14 protein-coding genes and 1 pseudogene are annotated in these 23,309 nt (G+C 55.0%); 6 read left to right on the top strand and 9 right to left on the bottom strand.

From position 1 onward, the window contains the following. Positions 1-71: 71 nt before the first annotated feature. Positions 72-362: pseudogene (locus tag J8X26_RS07610) on the bottom strand (type VI secretion system contractile sheath small subunit); the annotation flags it as partial. A gap of 899 nt (positions 363-1,261) precedes the next feature. After that, positions 1,262-1,738: an Lrp/AsnC family transcriptional regulator gene (locus J8X26_RS07605; protein ID WP_152325392.1), complete on the bottom strand. Its 477-nt coding sequence runs from the start codon at positions 1,736-1,738 to the stop codon at positions 1,262-1,264. Positions 1,739-1,869: 131 nt separating this feature from the next. On the opposite strand from J8X26_RS07605, the gene J8X26_RS07600 reads away from it, so the two are divergent. Further along, positions 1,870-2,265, top strand: coding sequence for a DUF2000 domain-containing protein (locus J8X26_RS07600; RefSeq protein WP_208950579.1), 396 nt, complete (start codon positions 1,870-1,872; stop codon positions 2,263-2,265). Positions 2,266-2,346: 81 nt separating this feature from the next. Here J8X26_RS07600 and J8X26_RS07595 read toward each other — a convergent pair whose 3' ends face one another. The 3 genes from J8X26_RS07595 to J8X26_RS07585 all read right to left on the bottom strand — a co-directional run bounded on the left by J8X26_RS07595 (position 2,347) and on the right by J8X26_RS07585 (position 5,073). Beyond that, positions 2,347-3,531 (bottom strand): sugar transporter, encoded by a 1,185-nt coding sequence (locus J8X26_RS07595; protein ID WP_152325394.1) that lies wholly within the window; start codon positions 3,529-3,531, stop codon positions 2,347-2,349. A 166-nt stretch (positions 3,532-3,697) separates the two neighbouring features. Further along, on the bottom strand, positions 3,698-4,246 hold the full coding sequence (locus tag J8X26_RS07590) for a M15 family metallopeptidase (protein ID WP_208950578.1): 549 nt from the start codon (positions 4,244-4,246) through the stop codon (positions 3,698-3,700). Next, a complete protein-coding gene (locus J8X26_RS07585; protein WP_208950577.1) occupies positions 4,243-5,073 on the bottom strand; it encodes a gamma-glutamyl-gamma-aminobutyrate hydrolase family protein in 831 nt (276 codons plus the stop codon). Before J8X26_RS07585 ends, J8X26_RS07590 begins: the two co-directional genes overlap by 4 nt. Positions 5,074-5,555: 482 nt before the next feature. On the opposite strand from J8X26_RS07585, the gene J8X26_RS07580 reads away from it, so the two are divergent. From J8X26_RS07580 to J8X26_RS07565, 4 genes are read left to right on the top strand one after another with little or no spacing between them, the layout of a single operon-like run. Continuing rightward, positions 5,556-6,890, top strand: a complete 1,335-nt coding sequence (locus J8X26_RS07580) for an MdtA/MuxA family multidrug efflux RND transporter periplasmic adaptor subunit (RefSeq protein ID WP_165061679.1) — start codon at positions 5,556-5,558, stop codon at positions 6,888-6,890. Next, positions 6,887-10,081, top strand: a complete 3,195-nt coding sequence (locus J8X26_RS07575) for an efflux RND transporter permease subunit (RefSeq protein WP_208950576.1) — start codon at positions 6,887-6,889, stop codon at positions 10,079-10,081. Before J8X26_RS07580 ends, J8X26_RS07575 begins: the two co-directional genes overlap by 4 nt. A gap of 3 nt (positions 10,082-10,084) precedes the next feature. Continuing rightward, positions 10,085-13,210 carry an efflux RND transporter permease subunit gene (locus tag J8X26_RS07570; protein ID WP_208950575.1) on the top strand — a complete coding sequence of 1,042 codons (3,126 nt, stop codon included), beginning with the start codon at positions 10,085-10,087 and terminating at the stop codon, positions 13,208-13,210. Beyond that, complete coding sequence (locus tag J8X26_RS07565) at positions 13,203-14,651, top strand: efflux transporter outer membrane subunit (RefSeq protein ID WP_374101272.1); 1,449 nt, start codon at positions 13,203-13,205, stop codon at positions 14,649-14,651. The genes J8X26_RS07570 and J8X26_RS07565 overlap by 8 nt, the downstream gene beginning before the upstream one ends. Before the next feature lie 75 nt (positions 14,652-14,726). Here the strand turns inward: J8X26_RS07565 and J8X26_RS07560 are convergent, their stop codons facing one another. Further along, the gene (locus J8X26_RS07560) at positions 14,727-15,905 is read right to left on the bottom strand and encodes a cytochrome c (RefSeq protein ID WP_208950574.1); all 1,179 of its coding nucleotides are present in this window, start codon (positions 15,903-15,905) and stop codon (positions 14,727-14,729) included. Then, entirely contained in the window at positions 15,902-17,812 is a 1,911-nt protein-coding gene (locus J8X26_RS07555; RefSeq protein WP_208950573.1) for an FAD/NAD(P)-binding protein, read from the bottom strand. The genes J8X26_RS07560 and J8X26_RS07555 overlap by 4 nt, the downstream gene beginning before the upstream one ends. Positions 17,813-18,154: 342 nt before the next feature. On the opposite strand from J8X26_RS07555, the gene J8X26_RS07550 reads away from it, so the two are divergent. After that, positions 18,155-18,556: a hypothetical protein gene (locus tag J8X26_RS07550; RefSeq protein ID WP_152325403.1), complete on the top strand. Its 402-nt coding sequence runs from the start codon at positions 18,155-18,157 to the stop codon at positions 18,554-18,556. A 198-nt stretch (positions 18,557-18,754) separates the two neighbouring features. Here the strand turns inward: J8X26_RS07550 and J8X26_RS07545 are convergent, their stop codons facing one another. Next, positions 18,755-20,158, bottom strand: coding sequence for an efflux transporter outer membrane subunit (locus J8X26_RS07545; RefSeq protein WP_208950572.1), 1,404 nt, complete (start codon positions 20,156-20,158; stop codon positions 18,755-18,757). Next, complete coding sequence (locus J8X26_RS07540; protein WP_208950571.1) at positions 20,151-23,300, bottom strand: efflux RND transporter permease subunit; 3,150 nt, start codon at positions 23,298-23,300, stop codon at positions 20,151-20,153. Before J8X26_RS07540 ends, J8X26_RS07545 begins: the two co-directional genes overlap by 8 nt. Between the last annotated feature and the right edge of the window lie 9 nt (positions 23,301-23,309).

The following is a 23,309-nucleotide window of genomic DNA, read 5'->3' as shown; positions in this document are numbered from 1 at the left end:
GCGTAAGGATTGCCTGAGAAAGTCAGCGACGAGGGGAGCTTTTATCTAAATCCGATTTATTCAACAAAGCCGTCATTAAAGTTGAGAGAGATATCTTCCTGGCTGTGATCGCCAGCTAGCGTATTTTCAACGAACAGATTCAGGGAAGGGCTGAATTCAGCCAGCACGCTATTAAAGTTATTCTTATTAATGTTGATTTTTTCGCGTTCTGATAACGGGCGAGTTTCTTTTCCGTTACTGTAATCGCCCATTACCATTAGCTTTAACGGTAATTCGGCTTTTTTAAGTAGTCCACCGGTGTGCAGGTCAAGCTTGATATTAACGCGCGCTTTCGGAATCTCATTCTGGAAGCTATTAGACATGGGTAACCTTCTGCATATTGTCTGGAGTGGGAATATCTCATTTTGCGACACGCAGAAACGTAGAGCGCTGCTTCCTGCAAGGCCACAAACGGGTTCAGTTAACGAGTTAATAAAAAGACGCAGGTAGCTGATGCATTTAAATAAGCGCCTTGTTTCGTCATGATATTCCTTAACTCAAATTAAGCAATACAGAAAATGCGCTCGTTACCGAGGTTTTATCCTATTTTTCATCGATGAACAGGCCTTTTGAGTTGGCTGGCAACATTCTTTTTTCTCTTGAATCCCTTGAGCCACTGGGGGTACAGGTAAATAGCTGCTATTGTCATTAAGGGAGGAAGATTAATTTTACCAGATGAAATAATCGCATAGAAATTTGTTTTTTATATTTAACTTATGAATGAATAAGATTTTTATTTAAGATTTTTCTATGGGTTTAGGATTTTTATTATAATAAGTGAGGGTTGCCTTCCTGTTTTTATATCTTAGGGGGATGTTATCGTGAAAAACTTAAGTCATTTTGGATGTGGAAAGAACATTCTGAATAGTTTACAGAAAATTTCTTAAAATACTGAATGGAGTGATTATAAATTCCCATTAACACTACTTACGGATACTTTATTTGTTTTGCTATAGAAAATGTGTTTCACCGTTTGCCCCTGAGAATGTGACGCTGCCTTATCAGAGCTAAAAGCCTGTTAGCTGGCGAGGCCGGAATGATTTCCGGTAGTAGTTATGTGATCTATTTATCGTTGAGAATACGCATAATGACTGAATTATGTTTGACAGCATAAGGGCCGGGCATATATTCCTTGCCAGTCTGGGCAAAACCCGGTTGCGCCAAGGCGGTAAAAAAGCGCGTCACGTTGCGCAGGAAATAATCCGTGCCGCCGGGCAGCGGGCTATAAACCGTCCAGGGGCAACGCATCCAGCGGTTTGACTTCCCGCAGCACGAACGAAGTCTGCATCTCTTTAATCCCCGGTAAACGCCGCACGACTTCCATCGCAAAACTGGAAAAACTGTCGAGATCTTTCGCCACCACCTGCAACAAAAAATCTGCGTCACCGGCAATTGCATAACAGGCAATCACTGGCGGCAACGCGCCTACCTGCTGCTCAAAACGCTGTGCATCTTCCTCGCTGTGGCTGTCAATTTTCACGCGAATAAACGCCAGCAGTCCGAGGCCGATTTTTTTTCTGTCGATATTGGCCTGATAACCGGTGATCACGCCGTTCTCTTCCAGTTGTTTCATCCGCCGCCAGCAGGGCGACGCCGCCATGCCGGCTTTTTCGGCCAGCTCCTGGTTGGTCATGCGCCCCGATTTTTGAAGTTGCCTGAGAATGCGAATGTCTGCCGGTAAAATTTCTGATGTGGACATAATTTGCCTGTTATTGAATGCTTTCGGAAAGGAATGACCAGATTAGGGCATTTTACAGCGATAAAAGAAAGCACCTTTCAGTCGCAGACGGTTATGATTTTTGCATCCATAACGATGAAAAGGGCGCAAACATGGCAGACACTCTCCGGGTGGCAATTATCCTCAATCCTGAGCTTCCGCACGGTTTACTGGCGAATACGGCGGGAGTGATTGGTATCGGTCTGGCGGCAAAATTTCCGATGCTGGCAGGCCATTCGCTGTGTGATGCAAGAGGGGTGAGCACTGACGTTATCTCGAAATATCCGCTGCCAATTTTACAGGCGACGCCGGATCACATTAAGGCACTGATGTTTAAAGCGCTTGAAGCGAAAGGGGAGTGCAGTGTTGTGCCATTCCCGGTATTTGCCCGCACGATGCATACGTTTGAGGAATACGAACAAGCTTTCCCGTTGCGGGATTTATACGATGAAGTGCTGGATGGCGTCGGTTTTGTCGGGCCGGAGAAGTGGATTAAATCGCTGACATGAAATCTGAAATTGTTACGTTAAACAAAAAAGCCCGAATGCAGGGATCGCATTTGGGCTTTTTTTTGAAACATTCTTACCGAATCAGCTCGTAATTTTCAGCTGCGGGTAGCGTTTGAAAATCGTCAGACACCAGACAAACGCGATACACCCGAGAAGGCCACCGGCATAACCGACGTTGCTCATTTCAAGATGCAAACTCACCTGATTACCAATCAGCGCGCCCGCGCCGATGCCGATATTGTAGATGCCGGAAAGCAGTGACATCGAAACGTCGGTCGCATCGGTCGCCAGTGCGAGCACGCGCACCTGCATCGCCAGGCCGATAATCATCATTGCCAGCCCCCAGATAACGCAAAGTATTGAAATAGCGACCGGATTCATCGCCGCGACAAACAGTAACAACATGCTGAGCGTCACCATCAGAATAGGCCCGCTGAGCATGGCTGCCGGGAAACGGTTACCGAGCACGCTGAAAAGGATACTGCCGAAAATCCCTGCACCGCCGAAGATCAGCAGCAGGAACGTGGTGAAGTTTTCACCCATATTCGCGACGGTCTGGATAAACGGCTCGATATAGCTGTACGCCGTATAGTGAGCAGTCACTATCAGCGCGGTCAGGACATACATCCCTACCAGCGCCGGACGTCGGAACAGCATCGGCACGCTTTTCAGCGAACCGGTATGCTCACTTGGCAGCGGCGGCAGCAATTTAATCAGGCAAATCAGCGTCAGCAGCGCGACGACGCCGATGCTCATGAAAGTGGTGCGCCAGCCGAGATACTGACCAATCAGACGCCCGAGCGGCAGCCCGAGCACCATCGCCAGCGCGGTGCCGGTGGCTAACATACTCAGCGCCTGCGTTTTTTTACCGGCCGGGGCGACACGGATCGCCAGCGAGGCCGTAATCGACCAGAAAATGGCGTGGGCGAGGGCGATACCGACGCGTGACGCGACCAGACTCCAGAAATCCCAGGCGACGACGGATAAAATGTGGCTGACGATAAACAGGATAAAAATCGCGATCAGTAGACGCTTTCGCTCAACGTTACGGGTCAGCAGCATCAGTGGCAGCGACATCAGCGCGACGACCCATGCATAGATGGTGAGCATCAGGCCGACCTGCGCCGTCTGCATATTGAAACTGGCGGCGATGTCGGAGAGCAGCCCGACAGGCACAAATTCAGTGGTGTTGAAGATGAACGCGGCTATAGCCATCATCACAACGCGAAGCCATGCTGTCCTGCGCGAAACGGTATCTGATTGCATTGAAATTTATGACTTTTTAAGAAGGTGTAAAGATCAAGCCTTCGACGCGGAAGGCCTTCTGAAGGCATAGTGTGTTTTATTTGTTCTAAAAATGAAACAGAAAATTGGCCTAACAGATAAATGTTTTGGGGACAATTTTAGTTATGGCAGATGTGACGGGCGTCACTCACTTTTTTGCCGGATGCCAGCACCAGTGCCAGGGTTCGTAAATGAATCCCCACGGATTATCCGGCGGAAAGGACATCATAAAGCCAAAGCGCGCGGCGCTGGCTTCAAGCCAGTGGAAAGCATCGGTTTCACCGAAGATACCGGTGACTTCGTCGCAGCCGGGAATGTTGATGTCCACGGCGCAGCCGGTGTGATGTTCACTGCATCCCGGCGGTGCCAGCGATGTGAAAAAGTCTTCCGGCGCGATCCCGGCAGCTTGCTTAGTGCGGATTAAACCGGCCTGATAATCAAGGCTGCGCCAGGCGGAAACCAGATAAATGTCCACGCCGTCGGCGGCGGCCTGCCGTTTCATCTCGCGCCATGCCTGAGTGGCGGGCGCGATCAGCCGGTAGATTTTACCGGTATCAGCATCCGTTTCTGCGTCCACCAGTAAGTGCTCACTGACTTCTTCAAAGTACGGCAGCGTGCGGTGCGCGATAACCGCCGGGTCGATATTCAGCTCGCGCAGCTTCTGATCGGTTCTGGCTTTCAGCGCCGCCTGATTCATGCCTGTTCGTTTCCGGTACGTGCAATCACATCGGTCATCACTTCTGTCATCGCTTTACCGGCGGAGCGCATCGCCTGTTGGTAGCGTGACGCGGCCGTGACAAACGCGTTAAGCAACTGCGTATCCTGCTGATGTTGCAGATATTCCGGGTGCCATTGCACGCCCAGGCAGAAATCATACCCTTCGCACTCAATGCCTTCGATCACGCCGTCCGGTGCATGCGCGTTGACGATGCTGCCCGGCCCGACGGTTTTCACCGCCTGATGATGTGAGCTGTTCACTTCATAATGATCACGGTCGACCGAACGGCTCAATAATGTGCCTTCAACAATTTCAACCGGATGCCGCGCGCGTTTCTTGCCACCGGCATTTTCGGTATCCACCGTCGTGCTGTGTTCCAGCGCGTCGGGCAGTGCATCGGGAATATGCTGATGCAGCGTGCCGCCGGTTAAAACGGCAAGCAGTTGCTGACCGCCGCAAATACCCAGCAGCGGCATATTGCGCTGCATGGCGCCTTTGACGATGGCCTTTTCGAATTCAGTGCGGCCCGGTTTCAGGCGAACCTGATCGCTGTTTTGCGTTTCGTTAAACAACTCCGGCGGGACATCAAACGCGCCGCCGGTCACGACAATTCCGTCGCACAGCGCCAGATATTCGTCGGCCAGTTCTGCGTGATGCGGCAATGCCAGTGGCACCGCGCCCAGCCCGGCCAGGCTGCTCATGTAATTCTGACGTAACGCATACCAGGGAAAATCGGCGTAACCACCGGCGTCTTCACTGTCCAATGTGACACCGATGACCGGTCTGGATTGAAATTTTGTCTGCATTCTTCTGAATTCCTGCCATGAAGATGAAAAACAATCAGAAAAATCACCATATCAAGTCGGGGTCAGCGCAAACAATATAAATTATCAATAGGTCTAATTTTCAGGATTTACCTCTGGTTTTATCACCCGTTGAGGGGGTATGACAGGTCATTTTCTATCCTAACCCTGCGTTTTCCTGACAAAATTTCGAGATGACCTGACACTTCCTGATGCTTTTCTGTCAGCGTCTTCAATATTCATTCTCATTTACCTCTTAACATTGGGGATGCCTGGATGCAAAATTAGCGCGTATAATTCACGCGGGCGATTGAAATGGAATTTCTTAATTGCTAACGAAATCTTTACGTTGTCCTAAAAACAGCCACCTGCACTTTTAGGGATAATGCGCTGTCACTTTTGAATGAAGTACATAAGAAAATCTCTGGTTGAAGGTCTTATTTCAGCTGTTTTCTCCTCATTAATACTGCGAAACCAAGAAATTTATGCTGCCGACTGCCTCTTCTCGTTCCAAAAAACGCACCCTTGTGTGGGTTATCGTCGCCATTATCGTTGCTGCGATCCTGGTCTGGTTTTTTGCTTTCCACCAAAGCGCGTCTGATCACACGGCAAAAAAAGGGGCGGGCGGCCGCGGCGGTATGCGGGCGATGCGCGGTCAGATGATGATGGGCATGGATACACCGGTGCAGGCAGGAAAAGCCACGCAGGCGGATGTCCCTGTTTATTTGCGTGCGCTGGGTACGGTGGTGGCGAATGCGACCGTGACGGTGACCAGCCGGGTTGATGGCCAGTTAATGAAGGTGTATTTCACCGAAGGGCAGAAAGTCGCGCAAGGGCAGTTGCTGGCGCAGATTGATCCGCGCAGCTATCAGGCGACGCTGGAACAATATCAGGGCGATCTGGCGCAGAATCAGGCGTTGTCGAAAAGTGCAGAACTGACGTTAGCGCGCTACCGCAAACTGTATGCGCAGGATTCCTTAGCGCGTCAGGATCTGGAAAGCCAGATTGCGACCGCCGGTCAGTATGCGGGCGCTGTGAAAGCCGATCTGGCACAAATCGCGGCGGCCAAGCTGAATCTTGAATTCGCGAAAATCACCGCACCGGTCAGCGGGCACGTCGGTTTGCGTCTGGTTGATCCGGGCAATATGGTCACCAGCAGTTCTACCACCGGTATCGTCACGATCACCCAAACTCAGCCGATTGCCGTCACCTTCAGCGTGCCGCAGAGCAATCTGCAAACCTTACTCAAAGCGCTGCGCGGCGGAAATCAGCTGCCGACCACGGCGTTTAATCAGGACGGCAGCGAAGTCCTCGATCAGGGCAAACTCCAGTTTATCAGTAACGAAATTGACACCAGCACCGGCAGCATCAAGCTGAAAGCGCTGTTTGATAATGCCGATGAAAAGCTGTATCCGAACCAGTTTGTGAATGCCCGTTTGCAGGTGTCCGTGCTGAAAGACGCCACGGTGATCCCGGCGGCAGCATTGCAGCTGAGCAGCGACGGCGATTTCGTTTACGTGGTGAAAGCCGATAACACCATTGAGCGCCGTTCAGTGAAATCCGGCCCGGACTTCGGTGACGATAAGGTCGCGATTTTATCGGGTGTGAATCCCGGCGAACAGGTGGTGACGACGGGGATTGACCGCCTGACCAACGGCGCGAAAGTTCAGATCGTGACGGCGAATTCACTGGATGCGGCCGCAGCGGGTGGTTCTTCAAAAGAACGTCAGCAAAGTGGCGGCGTGGATAAAGCGACCACCGGCGCTGACAACGCTGTCGCGGGTAAAAACGAAGCCGGTAAAGACAGCGGGTCTAAATGAATCCTTCACGCCTCTTTATTCTCCGGCCGGTCGCGACCATTTTGCTGATGGTCGCCGTGCTGTTGTCGGGGATTTTTGCCTACAACATGCTTTCGACCTCGGCGCTGCCGCAGGTCGATTATCCGACCATTCAGGTAACCACGCTGTATCCGGGCGCCAGCCCGGACGTTATGGCGTCAGGCATCACCGCTCCGCTTGAACGCCAGCTCGGCCAGATGGCGGGTCTGAGCCAGATGTATTCCACCAGCGCCAGCGGTTCTTCAATAATCACGCTGAAATTCTCGCTGGATCTCTCGCTCGACGTCGCCGAACAGGAAGTGCAGGCGGCGATCAACGCCGCCGACAGCCTGCTGCCCAGCGATCTGCCGAATCCACCGACCTATAAAAAGGTTAACCCGGCGGATGCCGCGGTACTGACGCTGGCGGCCACGTCCGAATCGCTGCCGCTGACCAAAGTGCAGGATCTGGTGAATACCCGCGTGGCGCTGAAATTGTCGCAGATTTCCGGCGTCGGTATGGTGACACTCGCAGGCGGGCACCAGCCGGCTATCCGCGTGCAAGCCGATCCGCGCAAACTGGCGGCGCACAACATCAGCCTGGAAACCATTAATACGCTGATCGGTAACAGCAACGTTAACGGTTCTAAAGGCGGTTTCGACGGCCCGCATCACTCGATCACTATCGATGCCAACGATCAGCTGCGCACGGCGGATGAGTACGGCAATCTGATTGTGAATTATGAAAACGGCGCGGCGCTGCGTTTACGCGATGTGGCAACGTTGTCCGAAGCACCGGAAAACCAGTATTTATCCGCCTGGGCCAACAAACAGCCAGCGATCATTATCAGCGTTCAGCGTCAGCCGGGCGCGAACGTGATTCAGGTTGTGGATGCCATTAAAGCGCAGTTGCCGAAATTGCAGGAAGCCCTGCCGGAATCGCTCAAAGTCAGCATTTTGTCTGACCGGACGCAAACCATTCGCGCGTCGATCAGCGACGTTCAGTTCGAATTGTTGTTGTCGATTGCGCTGGTTGTGATGGTCACTTTTCTGTTCCTGCGCAATGTCGCGGCAACACTCATCCCAAGCGTGGCCGTACCGCTTTCGCTGGTTGGCACCTTTGGCGTGATGTACCTGTGTGGTTTCAGCCTCAACAACCTTTCGCTGATGGCGCTGACCATCGCCACCGGTTTCGTTATCGATGACGCCATCGTGGTGGTGGAAAACATTTCGCGGCGGCTGGAAGAGGGCGAAACGCCGATGCAGGCGGCGCTGAAAGGCTCGCAGCAAATCGGCTTCACCATTATTTCCCTGACATTCTCGCTGATCGCCGTACTGATCCCGCTGCTGTTTATGGGGGACGTCGTCGGGCGTCTGTTCCGTGAATTTGCGATCACGCTGGCGGTGTCGATTCTGGTGTCAATGATTGTTTCCCTGACGCTGACTCCGATGCTGTGCGCCTATTTACTGCGCCACACGCCGGAAGAAAAACAGAGTAAGTTTTACCGCAAAGGCGGCGAGTTCTTCGACAAAATGATTGCCGCTTACGACCGCATGCTGATCGTCGTGCTCAATCACCAGAAGCTCACGCTGCTGGTGGCGGCCGCGACGTTGGTCTTTACCGCGCTGTTGTATGTGATTGTGCCGAAAGGGTTCTTCCCATCGCAGGATACCGGGATGATCCAGGGCATCACGCAGGCATCGCAGGACGTTTCTTTCAGTGAAATGGGGCGTCGCCAGCAGTTACTGACGGCGGCAATCCTCAACGATCCGGACGTCGAAAGTGTGGCCTCCACCATCGGCGTGGACGGCAATAACACCAGCCTGAACAGCGGACGTTTGCAGATCAGCCTGAAATCTTTTGATGAGCGCAGCGAGCGCGCACCGGCGATTATCGAACGCCTGAAACAGGAAACCGCAGGCGTGCCGGGCATTGAGCTTTATATGCAGGCCTCTCAGGATCTGACCGTTGACGACCAGGTCACGCCAAGCCAGTACCAGTTCACACTCGACGACGCCGACAGCGAAAATCTGGTGGAATGGACGCCGAAGTTGCTGGAAAAACTCAGCGCGCTGCCGGAGTTCAGCGACGTGGTCAGCAACCTGCAAAATCAGGGGCAGATTGCGTATGTCGAACTCGACCGCGATGCCGCTGCGCGTTACGGCATTACGGCGTCAGACGTCGATACCGCGCTGTATAACGCGTTCGGCCAGCGTCTGGTTTCCACTATCTTTACCCAGGCAAACCAGTACCGCGTCGTGCTCGAAGTGGCACCGCAGTTCCAGCAGTCTCCGGCCTCGTTTGATGATGTATATCTGGCGACCAACAACAGCACGTCTACGTCCGGCACGGTGGCGACCACGGCGACCACGGCTTCAACAACGACGTCCGACAGCGGTGCGACCACCACCAATTCCGGCGCGACCAACGGCATGATCAAGCTGACGTCGATTGCGCAAATTCATATGCGCACCGGTGCGCTGTTGCAGGCGCGTCTGAATCAGTTCCCGGCGGTAACCGTATCGTTCAACCTGAAAGACGGCTATTCGCTGGAACAGGCGCAGCAGGCCATCAAAACGACTGTGGCGGATATCGCCATGCCGGACAGCATCACTCTGCGTTATCAGGGCGCGGCTGCGTCGTTTGAAAGCGCCACCGGCAATACGCTGTGGCTGATTCTGGCTGCGCTGCTGACCATGTATGTGGTGCTGGGCATTCTGTACGAAAGCTTCATTCACCCGGTGACGATCCTGTCCACGCTGCCGTCGGCGGCCGTAGGCGCGTTGCTGTCGCTGATCTTCGCCGGAACGGAATTCAGCCTGATCGCCCTGATCGGGGTGATCCTGCTGATCGGGATCGTGAAAAAGAACGCCATTATGATGATCGACTTTGCGCTGGATGCGGAAAACAAGCAGGGACTCTCGCCGCGCGAAGCCATCCATCAGGCCTGTTTATTACGTTTTCGTCCGATCATGATGACGACTATGGCGGCATTGCTGGGGGCGCTGCCGCTGATGCTGGCGAGCGGATCCGGCGCCGAGCTGCGTCAGCCGCTGGGGCTGGTGATCGTCGGGGGGCTGATCTTCAGTCAGATCCTGACGCTGTTCTCCACGCCGGTGATCTACCTGATGTTTGACCGTTTATCTCACCGCCTTAACCCACGTCACCGGCGTGCAGCACAGCGGGCGGAATAACCGATGAACATCTCGCGTTTCTTCATTTTCCGCCCGGTCGCGACACTGCTGCTGACGCTGGCGATCCTCCTGCTCGGTTTGCTGGGGTATCGCCTGTTGCCGGTCGCGCCGCTGCCGCAGGTGGATTTCCCGACCATTCTGGTAAGCGCGAGCCTGCCGGGTGCCAGCCCTGAAACCATGGCGGCCACCGTCGCCACGCCGCTGGAAAGGGCGCTCGGGCAAATCGCCGGTGTGACGGAAATGACCTCGCGCAGCTCGCAAAGCTCCACCAGCGTCATTTTGCAGTTCGATTTAGACCGTGACATTAACGGTGCCGCCCGCGATGTGCAGGCGGCGATCAACGCCTCGCGATCGTTATTACCCAGCAGCATGCCGTCGCTGCCGACGTACCGCAAAGCCAACCCGTCGGATGCGCCCATCATCATGCTGGCGCTGACGTCGGCCACGCGCAGCAAGGGTGAGCTGTACGATATTGCCTCCAGCCAGCTGCAACAGAAAATCGCACAGGTCAACGGCGTCGGGCAGGTTTCTCTGGTCGGTTCCGCGCTGCCGGGCGTGCGTATTGATTTGCGCCCGGAGGCGGTGACGTCTTACGGCATTTCCCTCGACACCATCCGCACCGCGATTGCCAACAGCACCAGCAATTTGCCGAAAGGGTTACTACAAGGCGCGAATCAGTCGTGGATGATTGAAGGCAACGGCCAGCAAAGTACCGCCGCACAGTACAAAACGCTGATTATTACTTACATCAACGGTTCGGCGATCCGCCTCAGCGATATCGCCAATGTTTATGATTCCGTTGAAGATAAATATAACGTCGGCTATTACAACAGCACGCCGTCGGTGATGATTGGCGTGACGCGTCAGGCTGGCGCGAACATGCTGGAAACCATCGAAGCCATTAAAGCCGCGCTGCCGCTGATGAAAGAAAGCCTGCCGGGCGACGTTCAGCTCAATCTGGCGCTCGACCGCTCGCCGAACGTTTCCGCTTCCCTGCGCGACACTGAAATGACCCTGCTGGAAGCCACGCTGCTGGTCATTGCGGTCGTTTTCGTGTTCCTGCGCAACTGGAATGCGGTGCTGATCCCCGCGCTGGCGCTGCCGGTGTCATTAATCGGTACCTGCGCGGTGATGTATTTACTCGGTTATAGCCTTGATAACCTCTCGCTGATGGCGCTGATTATCTCTACCGGCTTTGTGGTCGATGACGCCATTGTCGTGCTGGAAAATATTACGCGGCACATAGAGGAAGGAATGGGGCCGGTGCGCGCGGCGCTGAAAGGCGCGCAGGAAGTCAGCTTTACCGTGCTCTCCATGACGCTTTCGCTGATTGCCGTTTTCATCCCGATCCTGCTGATGGGCAGTATTGTGGGGCGTCTGTTCCGCGAATTTGCGGTCACGCTCAGCGTTTCGCTGATAATCTCGATGCTGGTGTCGCTGAGCCTCACGCCCATGCTGTGCGCCCGTTTCCTGAAACGTAAACCGCCGGTGGAAAAACGACAGCCGCGCATTTACCGGATGATCGAACGTGGCCTGAACCGGCTGCTGGCGGCGTATTCCGCCGCGCTCGGTTGGGTAATGCGCCATCAGCTCATCACGCTGGTCGGCCTGTTCCTCACCGTGATCCTCAATTTCTATCTCTATACCGTGGTGGAAAAAGGCTTCTTCCCGGATCAGGACACCGGCATGCTGATGGGTATGCTGCGTGCGGATCAGAACACGTCATTTCAGTCGATCCAGCCGCAGGTGCTGAAATACAGCAAGATCATTCAGGACGATCCGGCGGTAGAAGCCGTTATGAGTTCAGCGGGCAGCGGCGGGTTTGGTGCGCGTAACACCGCCACCTTCTTCGTGCGCCTGAAAGATTTTGACAAACGCACCGCGACCGCCAATCAGGTGGCTAACCGTCTGATGATGGCGACCGCCAAAGTGCCGGGCTCGCAGCTGTTCCTGATGGCCGCGCAGGATCTGCATATCGGCGGACGCAGCGCGAACGCGCAATATCAGTACAGTTTGCAGGCTGACGATCTTTCTCTGCTGCGCGAATGGGCACCGAAAGTGCAGAAAGCGCTGGCGAAACTGCCACAGCTGACCGGCGTGGATTCGGACTCGCAGACCGGCGGGCAGGAAATCATGCTCAACATCGACCGCGATCGCGCCACGCGGCTCGGCGTGAACGTGAAAATGATCGACGCGCTGCTCAACAATTCCTTCAGTCAGCGGCAGATCGCCACCATCTACAAAACGCTGAACCAGTATCACGTGGTCATGAACCTGACGTCGGATTACACCAGCAACCCGGATGTGCTGCACCAGCTTTACGTGGTGACCGACGCGGGCGCGCAGGTGCCGTTATCCGCTTTTGCGACGTTCAGCGGGGCGAATTCGCCGCTGTCGGTTTCGCATCAGGGCCAGACGGCGACCACGACCATTGCCTTCAACCTGGCGGATGGTTATGCGCTGGAAGATGCGCAGGCCGGGCTGAAAACCGCCATGGCGCAGATTGGTTTGCCGGACACCATTCACGGGAGTTACGCCGGTACGGCGCAGGCATTCGAAGCGCTGACCAAAACCATGCCGTGGCTGATTCTGGCGGCGCTGGCGGCGGTGTATATCGTGCTAGGCGTGCTGTATGAAAGTTACATTCATCCGCTGACCATTCTTTCGACGCTGCCGTCGGCCGGTCTGGGCGCGTTGTTGCTGATGTTGCTGACCAATACTCAGCTGACGGTCATCGCACTGATCGGGATCCTGCTGCTGATCGGTATCGTGAAAAAGAATGCGATCATGATGATCGACTTCGCGCTGGATGCCGAACGACGGCTCGGATTGTCGCCGCAACAGGCGATCACCCAGGCCTGTCTGATGCGTTTTCGTCCGATCCTGATGACCACGCTGGCGGCCTTCTTCGGGGCGTTACCGCTGGCGCTGGGCAGCGGAGGTGACGCGGATCTGCGCAGTCCGCTGGGTCTGGCGATCGCCGGCGGGCTGGCGCTGAGCCAAATCCTTACCTTATTCACCACGCCGGTGGTTTACCTGTATATGGATCGCACCAGCCGCGCGACGCACCGTTTATGGCACCGTTTACGCCCGCATGCGACACCGCCGGAGGTCAGCTCTAATGACTGATAAAACAATGAATTCTTACCCTGAAGCGAATCCGATGACTCTGCAAAAACCGCGTTCTCCAGTGTTCCGTCTTGTTCCGCTGGCGCTGGCACTTCTGATCAGCGCCTGTACCGTCGGCCCGGATTACAAGCGGCCTGATGTCGCGATGCCAACGGCATTTAAAGAAGCCAAAGGCTGGACGGCGGCTATTCCGAAAGACAATCAGGCCAAAGGTGAATGGTGGTCGGTGTATCTGGATCCTGAACTGTCATCGCTGCTGACGCAGGTACAAATTTCCAACCAGAACGTCGCGCAGTACGCCGCGCAGTACCGCCAGGCACAGGCGCTGGTGACGCAGGCGCGTTCCGACTTATATCCTTCCGTGGATGCCACCGCCGGCAGCACGCGCAGCGGAACATCGACGTCTGCCACTAACAAACAAACGGCAGAACTGAGCGCCAGCTGGGAGTTGGATCTGTGGGGCAAACTTCGCCGCACGGCAGAAGAGCAGGACGCCAGCGCGCAGGCCAGCAAGGCCGATCTGGCTGACGCGACGCTCAGTGCGCAGTCTGAACTGGCGCAGGATTATTTCCAGCTGCGCGTGATGGATCAGCAAATCGCGCTGTACAAACAAAGTATCGATGCGTATCAGCGCTACCTGACCGTGATACAGAACCAGTACGCGGGCGGCAATACCTCGCGCGCCACGCTGGCTCAGGCGCAGACGCAGCTTGAAAGTACCAAAGCTTCCGCACTCGACCTGCAATGGCAGCGCGCGCAGCTGGAACATGCGATTGCGGTGCTGATCGGCAAGCCACCGGCCCAGTTCAGCCTCGCCGCGCGTGACGTGAAACTGAACCTGCCTGCGATGCCGGACGCGATCCCCTCGCAGCTGTTGCAGCGACGTCCTGATATCGCCGCGGCTGAACGCACCATGGCGTCTTCCAATGCCGCCGTCGGTGTGGCGACTGCCGCGTATTATCCTGATCTGACCCTGAGCGCCAGTGGCGGTTTCAGCAGTTCGGCGTTACATAACCTGTTCTCGCTGCCAAACCGTGTCTGGTCTTTAGGCCCGGAACTCAGCCAGACGGTGCTGGATTTCGGCGCCACCCGCGGCAAAGTGGCGCAAGCCGAAGCCGCGTATGACGCCGACGTCGCGAGCTATCGCCAGAGCGTGTTAACCGCGATGCAGGAGGTGGAAGATTATCTGGTCGAGCTGCACACGATCGACACCGAACTTGTTGCCCGCCAGAACGCCGCCGACTCCGCGAAAGAATCCGCGCGCGTCACCAACAACCAGTATCAGGCCGGGATGATCGACTATCTCGACGTTGCCACCACCGAAAACACCAGCCTGACCCAGCAGCAAAGCGTGTTGTCACTGCTCAGCACCCAGATGGTCACCAGCGTTAAGCTAATCGCCGCATTAGGCGGTGGCTGGAACGGGGATGTGGGTAAATAATAAAAACTCGGTCAACTCCCCCTTCCCAGGGGGAGTAGCTGTTTGAGCCCGTTTTACCTGCGGTGAAACAAACCCTTATTTCCCCGCTTTCCTCGCCTTCGCCACATCACCCGGCGTAACTTCTGCTGCCTGATTTCCCCAGCTGGCGCGCAGGGTATTGGTAAGATCAGCCGCCTGCTGATCGGTCAGTGTCCAGCCGTAGCCCGGCATGGTGTTGGACATATGTTCTGCCGTCACCGGCGTCCGGGCTCCGTAGAGGATCACGCGCAGCAACGTTTGCGGGTTCTCTGCATTGACGGTCAGATTGCCCGCCAGTGCCGGAATGGCAAACGCTTTCCCGTCGCCTTGCACGCCGTGACAGGTCGAGCAGTAGCGCATAAACGTCTGCTGTCCGGCTTGTGTTGCGACGGCTTTTTTGGCCGGTGCCGGTTGCGGCTCAGCTTTCTGGCTGAGCAGATAAACCGCCATGCTGTTGAGATCGTCATCGGTCATAAACTGCGTGCTGTTGGTGATCACTTCTCCCATCGGGCCGCTGACCGCATCATGAGTATTGCGACCGGTTTTCAGCAGCGTCACCAGTTCCGACTGACTCATTTTCAGGCCCCGCAGGGAGGGCGCAGACCAGCCATCGAGCTCGCCGCCGCTGAGAAATGCCCTGTCCTTTTCATCGACGGCTTTCTCCTGTTGTGCCCAGCCGCGCGGCGTGTGGCAGGCACCGCAGTGTCCGGCACCCTGCACCAGATAAGCGCCCCGGTTCCATTGCGCGCTCTTATCCGCCTGCGGTATAAACTCACCGTCTTCGAGGAAAACGCTGTTCCACACGCGCAGCGGCCAGCGCATCGACATTGGCCAGCTGATGTCATTTTCACGGTTAGCCACGGGCTGCGGTTTCACCTCTTTCATCAGATAGTCATACAGCGCGCGCATGTCTTTCGTGCTCATTTTCACGTAAGAGGTGTAGGGCATCGCCGGATAGAGCGCATGACCGTCTCTGGCAATGCCTTTACGCATCGCTTTATCGAACTCTTCAAAACTGTAGCTGCCAATCCCGTGCTGAACATCCGGCGTGATATTGGTGGAATAAATCTCACCGACCGGCGTGGCGAAACGCACGCCACCGGTCAGATCTTTACCCTGCGGCGACGTATGGCAGGCCGCGCAGTCAGCGGATTTAGCGACATATTCCCCTTCGGACATCGCCATCGAAGAACCCGCCGTGGCCATCAGCGTGGCAAAAATCATCAGCTTTTTCATGCGCTCACCTTCTTCATGGCCGTCAGTTCATTCACTGCCCGCCAGGCCTGATCCACTGCCGAGTTAGCGTACGGGCTCCAGTCGGAATCTGAATTGGCGATGGTGATACGTCCGACCGGTGTACGCGCCAGATGAATGGTTTTCTGCGATTGTTCTTCGTCGTCGAACATCCCGCTGAGGAAATAGGAATAGCCGTGCGACCAGCGGTTGACGGTGATCGCCATGATGTCGCGCTGATGGTCAAAACCGGCTTCACCGAACATGCCCTGAAGCTGATCGCGGATCATCTTTTCATGCACATCGAACGAGGTGCCAAGCAATAACGCGCGCCCCTTACGCGACTGTTCGCGCGGGCTGAGGCCGCTGCCCGGCAGTGTTGGCACGTAAACCATATGCAGGCCAATCGGCTGATTCGGATCACGCGGATGCTGATAGCCGCCCATATCCACCGGATAATCGAGCTTCACGCGGCTGTAAGGCGCGGCGGGGGAATAAATCTCGTGGACGCCCAGTTTAATAAACGGCTGCCAGTTGCGGATCACCACTTTCGAATAGACCAGCGGCGCTTTAACGTTTTCTTTCAGTGCGGCTTTCTGCGCTTCAGGAATTTCCGGCACCAGATACGGGATCATCATATTGTATCCGGCCATTACCGCCTGACCGGCGCGAACCCGATGCAGCGTGCTGCCGGTCATATAGGTGATTTCTACCGCCGGTTTACCTTCGTGTTCGACATTGGCGACATGCATCCCGGTGCTGTTCAGACGCAGGCGTACCGGCTGCCCGGTTTTATCCAGCTGGCTGTAATCGAATTTCGCCAGCACGATATCTTCCATCGTGTTACCCGGCGCCACGTTCGGGATCAGATGGCGAACCATCAGTCGTGCTAAACCGGCATTGCCGTCCGGAAAGTGGAAAATATACGGCTCGTCGAGATCGGCCAGCGATTCGGCATCCAGCGGCGGTAATCCCATGCCCTCGAGCCCCGGAAGGGCGCAGATGCGGGCGTCGCTGCACGAGGTGGCATCAATCCCGACCGCCTGAAAATCATTGGTACGTTGCTGGAAATAGCGGATAGCGATTTCGCTCAGCCCGACTTTTTCGCGCAGGAACTGGGTGTAACTGTGCCCGTCGACCCAGGCGGTTTTTTCTTCCTGACTCATGCCGTGCAGATAATCTTTCGATTCAGTGTGCAGGGCAATCAGCGCCTGACGGTCTGATTCCGGCAGCGGGAAATCGCTGATGAATGCAGTAATATCGCGGCCATTGAGGCGATCGGGTGGGATATCATCTGCGACCGCACGACCCGGATCGCCACTGACAATTTTATCGACGCCGAAGTTTTTACGGTCAAAGTAAACGCCACGACTCAGATGTAAATCCGGATAAAACGTCTGATCGAAGTCTTTCGCCATCTTCTCAATATCGACGTTCAGGGTTTTCAGTAATCCCATCGCCACCGGACTGAAATTGGTGCGCGGTGACTGGAAAGACTCGCTGCCGCCGTAGCCCAGCAGCATTTTATCTTCGACGTGGAATTCATTACGCTTGGCGTGGCCGCCGAAATCATCATGGTTATCGAGCAGCAAAATACGCTGATCTTTACCGTGCTGTTCCTGCCAGAAACACGCCGCCGCAAGCCCGCTGATCCCGGCCCCGACCACCACCAGATCAAACTCATCCTCAACAGGCAAACCGGAAGACTCGACCTTTTTGCCTTCGCGCCCGAGGATATGCGCCGCTTCATAAGAACCCTGATGATTTCCGCGCAAACCGGTAAGGGAAGGCGGGTAATACAACGACTGCGTGGCCGTTTGCGGCGAAGCCCGGAGCGCCTCAAACGGAGTCATACCGGCAGTGACCGTAATAGCCACACCGTTGAGAAAATCACGACGAGTGATGCCCATATTGTTTCCTTAAAATTACACCATCAACCCGCGCGGAAGCCGCACGGCAAAAGCTTTTCGCTCAAAAATTGTCTAAATATTTTAACAAATTTAACATAAAGAAACACTTAGCGAGCGTGACGGCAGGCGCAAATGAGGAAACAAGGGGAGTTCACCAGTAACAAACTTCTGAAAATTCCATTTTTAAAGGTTCTCGAATGGTTTGTGAAAACATACGGGCATAACGTATTGCCTCACTTTTTAAAAAGGAATTAATGAAAATGGCAATCCCGGCATACTTATGGCTTAAAGACGATGGTGGCGACTCAAACGATCAGTTCTGGATAAAGTGTGGTATCGATTATGCAAAAAGAACGGGGTTTTAAAAAACGCTATGCTTTGGTGCCTGTACTTTTTGCGTTTATGTTAATCGCATGGGTCATTCACTTTCTTAAATTTTCAGTGGAAGAGGAGTTATATAAGAAGGTTAAAGTGAATAATCTGGTCACCTTATATATAACCCAGGCCAGCGCCGGAGCGATGACGTCATTTTCGTACCACTATTATTTGTACGATGCGACGAAAAGTGAGGATGATTTTATGGCTCACATTGATGACCAAAGGGCATTCATGATTACATCTGACAGCAAGGCTACGGTCACAGCCAGCAATGATCATCTATATCTTCGCGTTCGTGGCGATATATCCTCATTCGATAATGGAAGCTATAAAGTTATTGTGCATCTGGACGCTTCGCCTTATTAAAATAAACACAGTGGGGCTTTTTAAAAAAGATTGGAATGAAGGCCGCAGCACTGGTGCGAGAAAAATATTATCACCGCATTTGCAGATACTCTTAGTACGGCTCCTCCCCCTGCGAAGGGGGAGGTTGGGTGGGGGGTATTAAAGACATCGCGGTGGTGGCATGTTCAATGATTCAAAACAGAAAGAATTATTCAAAACCTATTCCTTCCATCCCCCGCCCAGCGCTTTATACAAACTGATGTCCTGATTCAGTTGGGCAAGTTGTGTGGTGATCAGCGTTTGCCGGGCTGAGTACAGCGAGCGTTGCGCGACCAGTACGCTCAGATAATTATCTATACCGCCTTTAAAGCGCATCTGCGAAAGATCGTAGTTGCGCTGGTTGGCGTCGGCGTCCTGCTGGCGCGCCAGAAGTTCGTCTTTATAAGTCGCCTGACCGGCTAAACCATCAGACACTTCTTTGAACGCCGTCTGAATCGCTTTTTCATAGTTGGCGATATCAATTTTTTTGGTGTCTTTGGCGATGTCGAGATTGGCCTGATTCACGCCGCCGTCGAAGATTGGAATGTTGATCGAGGGCATAAAGGACCACGCGCCGGTGCCTCCGTCGAACAGTTTACTCAGACTGCCGCTTTCAGAACCGGCGGTGCCGGTCAGTGTAATGCTCGGGAAGAAAGCAGCACGCGCTGCGCCGATGTTGGCGTTGGCCGCTTTCAGCGTATGTTCCGCTGCAATAATATCGGGGCGGCGGGTCAGCAGATCAGACGGTAAGCCAGCCGGTGTCTGCGGGAATTTCCAGTCCTGTTGCAGGGTGGCGTCCGCCAGCAGACGCGGTGGAATGGTGGTGCCAACCAGCAGCGTCAGCGCGTTCACGTCTTGCCGTACCTGGCGCGTGTACTGCGCGATATCGGCCTGCGCCGCGCGTACCGTGGTTTCGGCCTGCACCAGATCCTGAGAGGTGCTGATGCCGGAGTCGTAACTCCGTTTGGTCAGCTCGTAGGATTTGTTCTGGCTGTTGGCGGTATTGATCGCCAGTTTCAGCAGGTCGTTATCCGCCGCCAGACTCAGGTAACCGGAAGCCACTTCAGACACCAGCGAGATTTGCGTTGCGCGCTGCGTCGCTTCGGTGGCGAGATAGGTTTCCAGCCCCTGATCACGCAGGCTGCGCACGCGGCCAAACAGGTCAACTTCATAAGACGTCACGCCCAGATTGGCGCTGTATTGCTGATATGTTACCGGTCCGGTGCTTTGCGTCGAATACAATCCGCCCGGCAGATGCTGGTTGGTTTCACCGGCGCTGGCGTCGAGGGTCGGCAGCAGCGCGGCGCGGTCAATCTGGAAGGCAGCGCGGGCGGTATCGACGTTTAACGCCGCGACCCGAAGGTCGCGGTTATTCTTCAGGGACATACCAATAAGCTGGTTCATCGCCGGCTGACTGAAGAACGCTTTCCAGCCGATATCCTGTGCGGCACCGGTTTTGGCACCGTCCCAGCTGCTGGCGACCGGCAGCGCAGGGCGCTGATAATGCGGCTCCATCGTACAGCCCGCCAGCAGGGTGAGAGTAAACGCGCCGATAAGTGACAGCGCGAAATGCGGTTTATTCATGGTGTGTTGCCTCAGACGCAGGAAGCGCCTTGTCTTGTTTTTTCGATTTGCGGGTGAACAGATTTACAATCGTCACGTAGAACATCGGGACGAAGAAAATCGCCAGGAAGGTCGCCGTAATCATCCCGCCAACCACGGCGGTACCGATGGAATGCTGGCTGCCTGCGCCCGCACCGCTGGAAATCGTCAGCGGGAATACACCCAGAATAAAGGCCATCGAGGTCATGATGATTGGCCGGATACGCAGTTTGGCCGCTTCAATTGCCGCTTCCGTAACCGACATGCCTTCGTTCTCATGCAGCTCTTTGGCGAACTCGACAATCAATATGGCGTTCTTTGCCGCCAGTCCGACGGTGGTTAACAGACCGACCTGGAAGAAGACGTCATTGGATAATCCGCGCAGCAGCACCGCGCCGATCGTGCCTAAGATCCCAAGCGGAACCACCAGCATGACTGAGAACGGAATCGACCAGCTCTCGTAAAGTGCCGCCAGACACAGGAACACCACGATCATCGACAGGGTATAAAGTGCCGGAGTTTGTGAGCCGGAAAGCTTTTCTTCATAGCTCAGGCCGTGCCATGCCACTTTGTAACCCGGTGGCAATTTGGCCGCGATTTCCATTACCGCGTCGTTGGCGTCGCCCGAGCTGTAGCCCGGTGCCGGTGCGCCCATCAGTTCGACGGAGGACACACCGTTAAAACGCTCGTAACGCGGTGAACCGTAAACCCATTTACCGCTGCCAAAGGCGCTCCACGGCACCATATCGCCGCTGGAATTCCGGAAATACCAGTTGTTTAAATCTTCCGGCGTGACACGCGAAGCCGCCTTGCCCTGGATGTAAACGCGCTTCACGCGGTTGTTGTACATGAACTGGTTCACGTACGCCGAACCCCAGGCCGCCGACAACGTATTGTTGATGTCGTCGAGGCTCAGACCCAACGCCTGTGCGCGTTCATCGTCAATTTCCAGCTGATATTGCGGCTCATCTTCCATGCCGTTAGGACGCACAGCGGTCAGGCGTTTGTCCTGTGACGCCAGTTGCAGAAACTGGTTACGTGCGGCCATCAGCGCGGCGTGGCCCTTGCCGTTGGTGTCTTGCAGGAAGAAGTCGAAGCCGGTGGCGTTACCCAGTTCCATGACCGCAGGAGGAACGAAAGCAAACACGCGGGCGTCTTTGATGGTGGCGAAATGCGCCATTGCACGACCCGCCAGCGCCTGAACTTTCTGCGCCGCGTCCGGACGTTTCGCCCAGGTTTTCAGTTGCACAAAGGCGATACCGACGTTCTGCCCGCGACCGGCGAAGCTGAAGCCGTTGGCGGTGAACACCGACGACACAATCCCGCCTTCTTTATCCATCAGGTATTCACGGACGTTATCGAGCACTTCCTGCGTACGTTGTGATGAGGCGTTGGCCGGCAATGTGGCCTGAACCAGCATCACGCCCTGGTCTTCATCCGGCAGGAAAGTGGTGGGCACGCGGGTAAACATAAAGCCGGTGGCAATCACAATCAGCAGGTAAATCAGCATAAACAGACGACGGCGGGAGATGACCGTACCGACGGCGCGGGTGTAATGCATCGCGCCTTTGTCGAAATTACGGTTAAACCAGCCGGCGAAGCCTTTCTGCGATTTCTCTTCGTCGTTGTGTCTGATGATGGTGGCACACAGCGCCGGGGTGAAAATCAGTGCCATCAGAACCGAAAGCGCCATCGCGGAAACGATAGTGATGGAGAACTGACGGTAGATGATGCCGGTCGAGCCGCCGAAGAACGCCATCGGCACTAATACCGCCGACAGCACCAGTGCGATCCCGAACAGGGCGCCCTGAATCTGTTTCATCGATTTGATGGTGGCTTCTTTGGGCGATAACTTTTCTTCCGTCATCACACGTTCGACGTTTTCCACCACCACGATGGCATCATCCACCAGCAGGCCTATCGCCAGCACCATCCCGAACATGGTCAGGGTGTTAATGGAATACCCCGCGGCCGCCAGAATCCCGAACGTCCCGAGCAGAACGACCGGCACCACCAGCGTGGTGACCAGCGTGGCGCGCAGGTTTTGCAGGAACAACAGCATGACGCAGAACACCAGCACGATGGCTTCGATAAGCGTTTTCACCACTTCTTCAATGGAAGCGCTGACCACCGGCGCAGTCTGGTACGGGAACTCGACTTTAACGCCCGCGGGCAGGGAATCCTCCAGCCCGGCGACGGTGGCTTTCACCGCTTTGTCGGTATCCAGCACGTTCGCGCCGCTCGCCAGACGCAGGGCGATAGCGGTAGAAGGACTGCCGTTAAAGGTAGATGAGATGGAGTAACTTTCCGGCCCCAGATCCACATTCCCGACATCACTCAGACGTACCTGCGAGCCGTCAGCGTTCACTTTCAGCAGCACGTTTTTGAACTGGTTAATGCTGTCGAAACGGGTTTTACCGATGATGGTGGCGCTGAGTTTGCTGTCTTTCACCGTCGGTAATCCGCCGAGAGAACCGGAAGACACCTGCACGTTTTGCGCTTCGATGGCGGCGCTGACATCACTGGGGATCAGCTGATATTTATAGAGTTTCGCCGGGTCTAACCAGATACGCATCGCGTACTCTGAACCGAGCACCAGGAAGTCGCCGACGCCTTTGGTACGGACAATCGGGTCTTCAAGTTTGGTGACCAGCAGGTTACTCAGATCCGAGTTACTCATTTTGCCATCAGTTGAAATCAGGCTGACCAGCAGCATGAAGTTGGCCTGATATTTGGCAATACGGATCCCCTGATTGACCACTTCGGTCGGCAACTGCGATTCGGCCAGAGACACTTTGTTCTGCACCTGAACCTGCGCGATATCCGGGTTAGTCCCCTGATCGAAGGTGGCGATAATCGTGGCACTGCCGTCGCTGTTACTTTGCGATTCGATGTAACGCAGGTTATCCAGCCCGTTAAGTTGCTGTTCAATAACCTGAACGACGGTGTTCTGCGCGGTTTCCGCCGAAGCACCCGGATAGGTGACGCTGACGGAAATCGCCGGAGGCGCGATATTCGGATACTGGTTGATCGGCAGTTTCATGATCGACAGCGCACCGGCGATCATGATGACAATGGCGACCACCCAGGCGAATATCGGGCGATTAATAAAGAAAGTAGACATTCAGCTCAC

Origin of the sequence: Rahnella sp. ChDrAdgB13, assembly GCF_017655185.1 — a bacterium.
Lineage (GTDB): Bacteria > Pseudomonadota > Gammaproteobacteria > Enterobacterales > Enterobacteriaceae > Rahnella > Rahnella contaminans.
The sequence above is the reverse complement of the archived record's forward strand: the minus strand, read 5'-3'. Positions and strand labels throughout refer to the sequence as shown.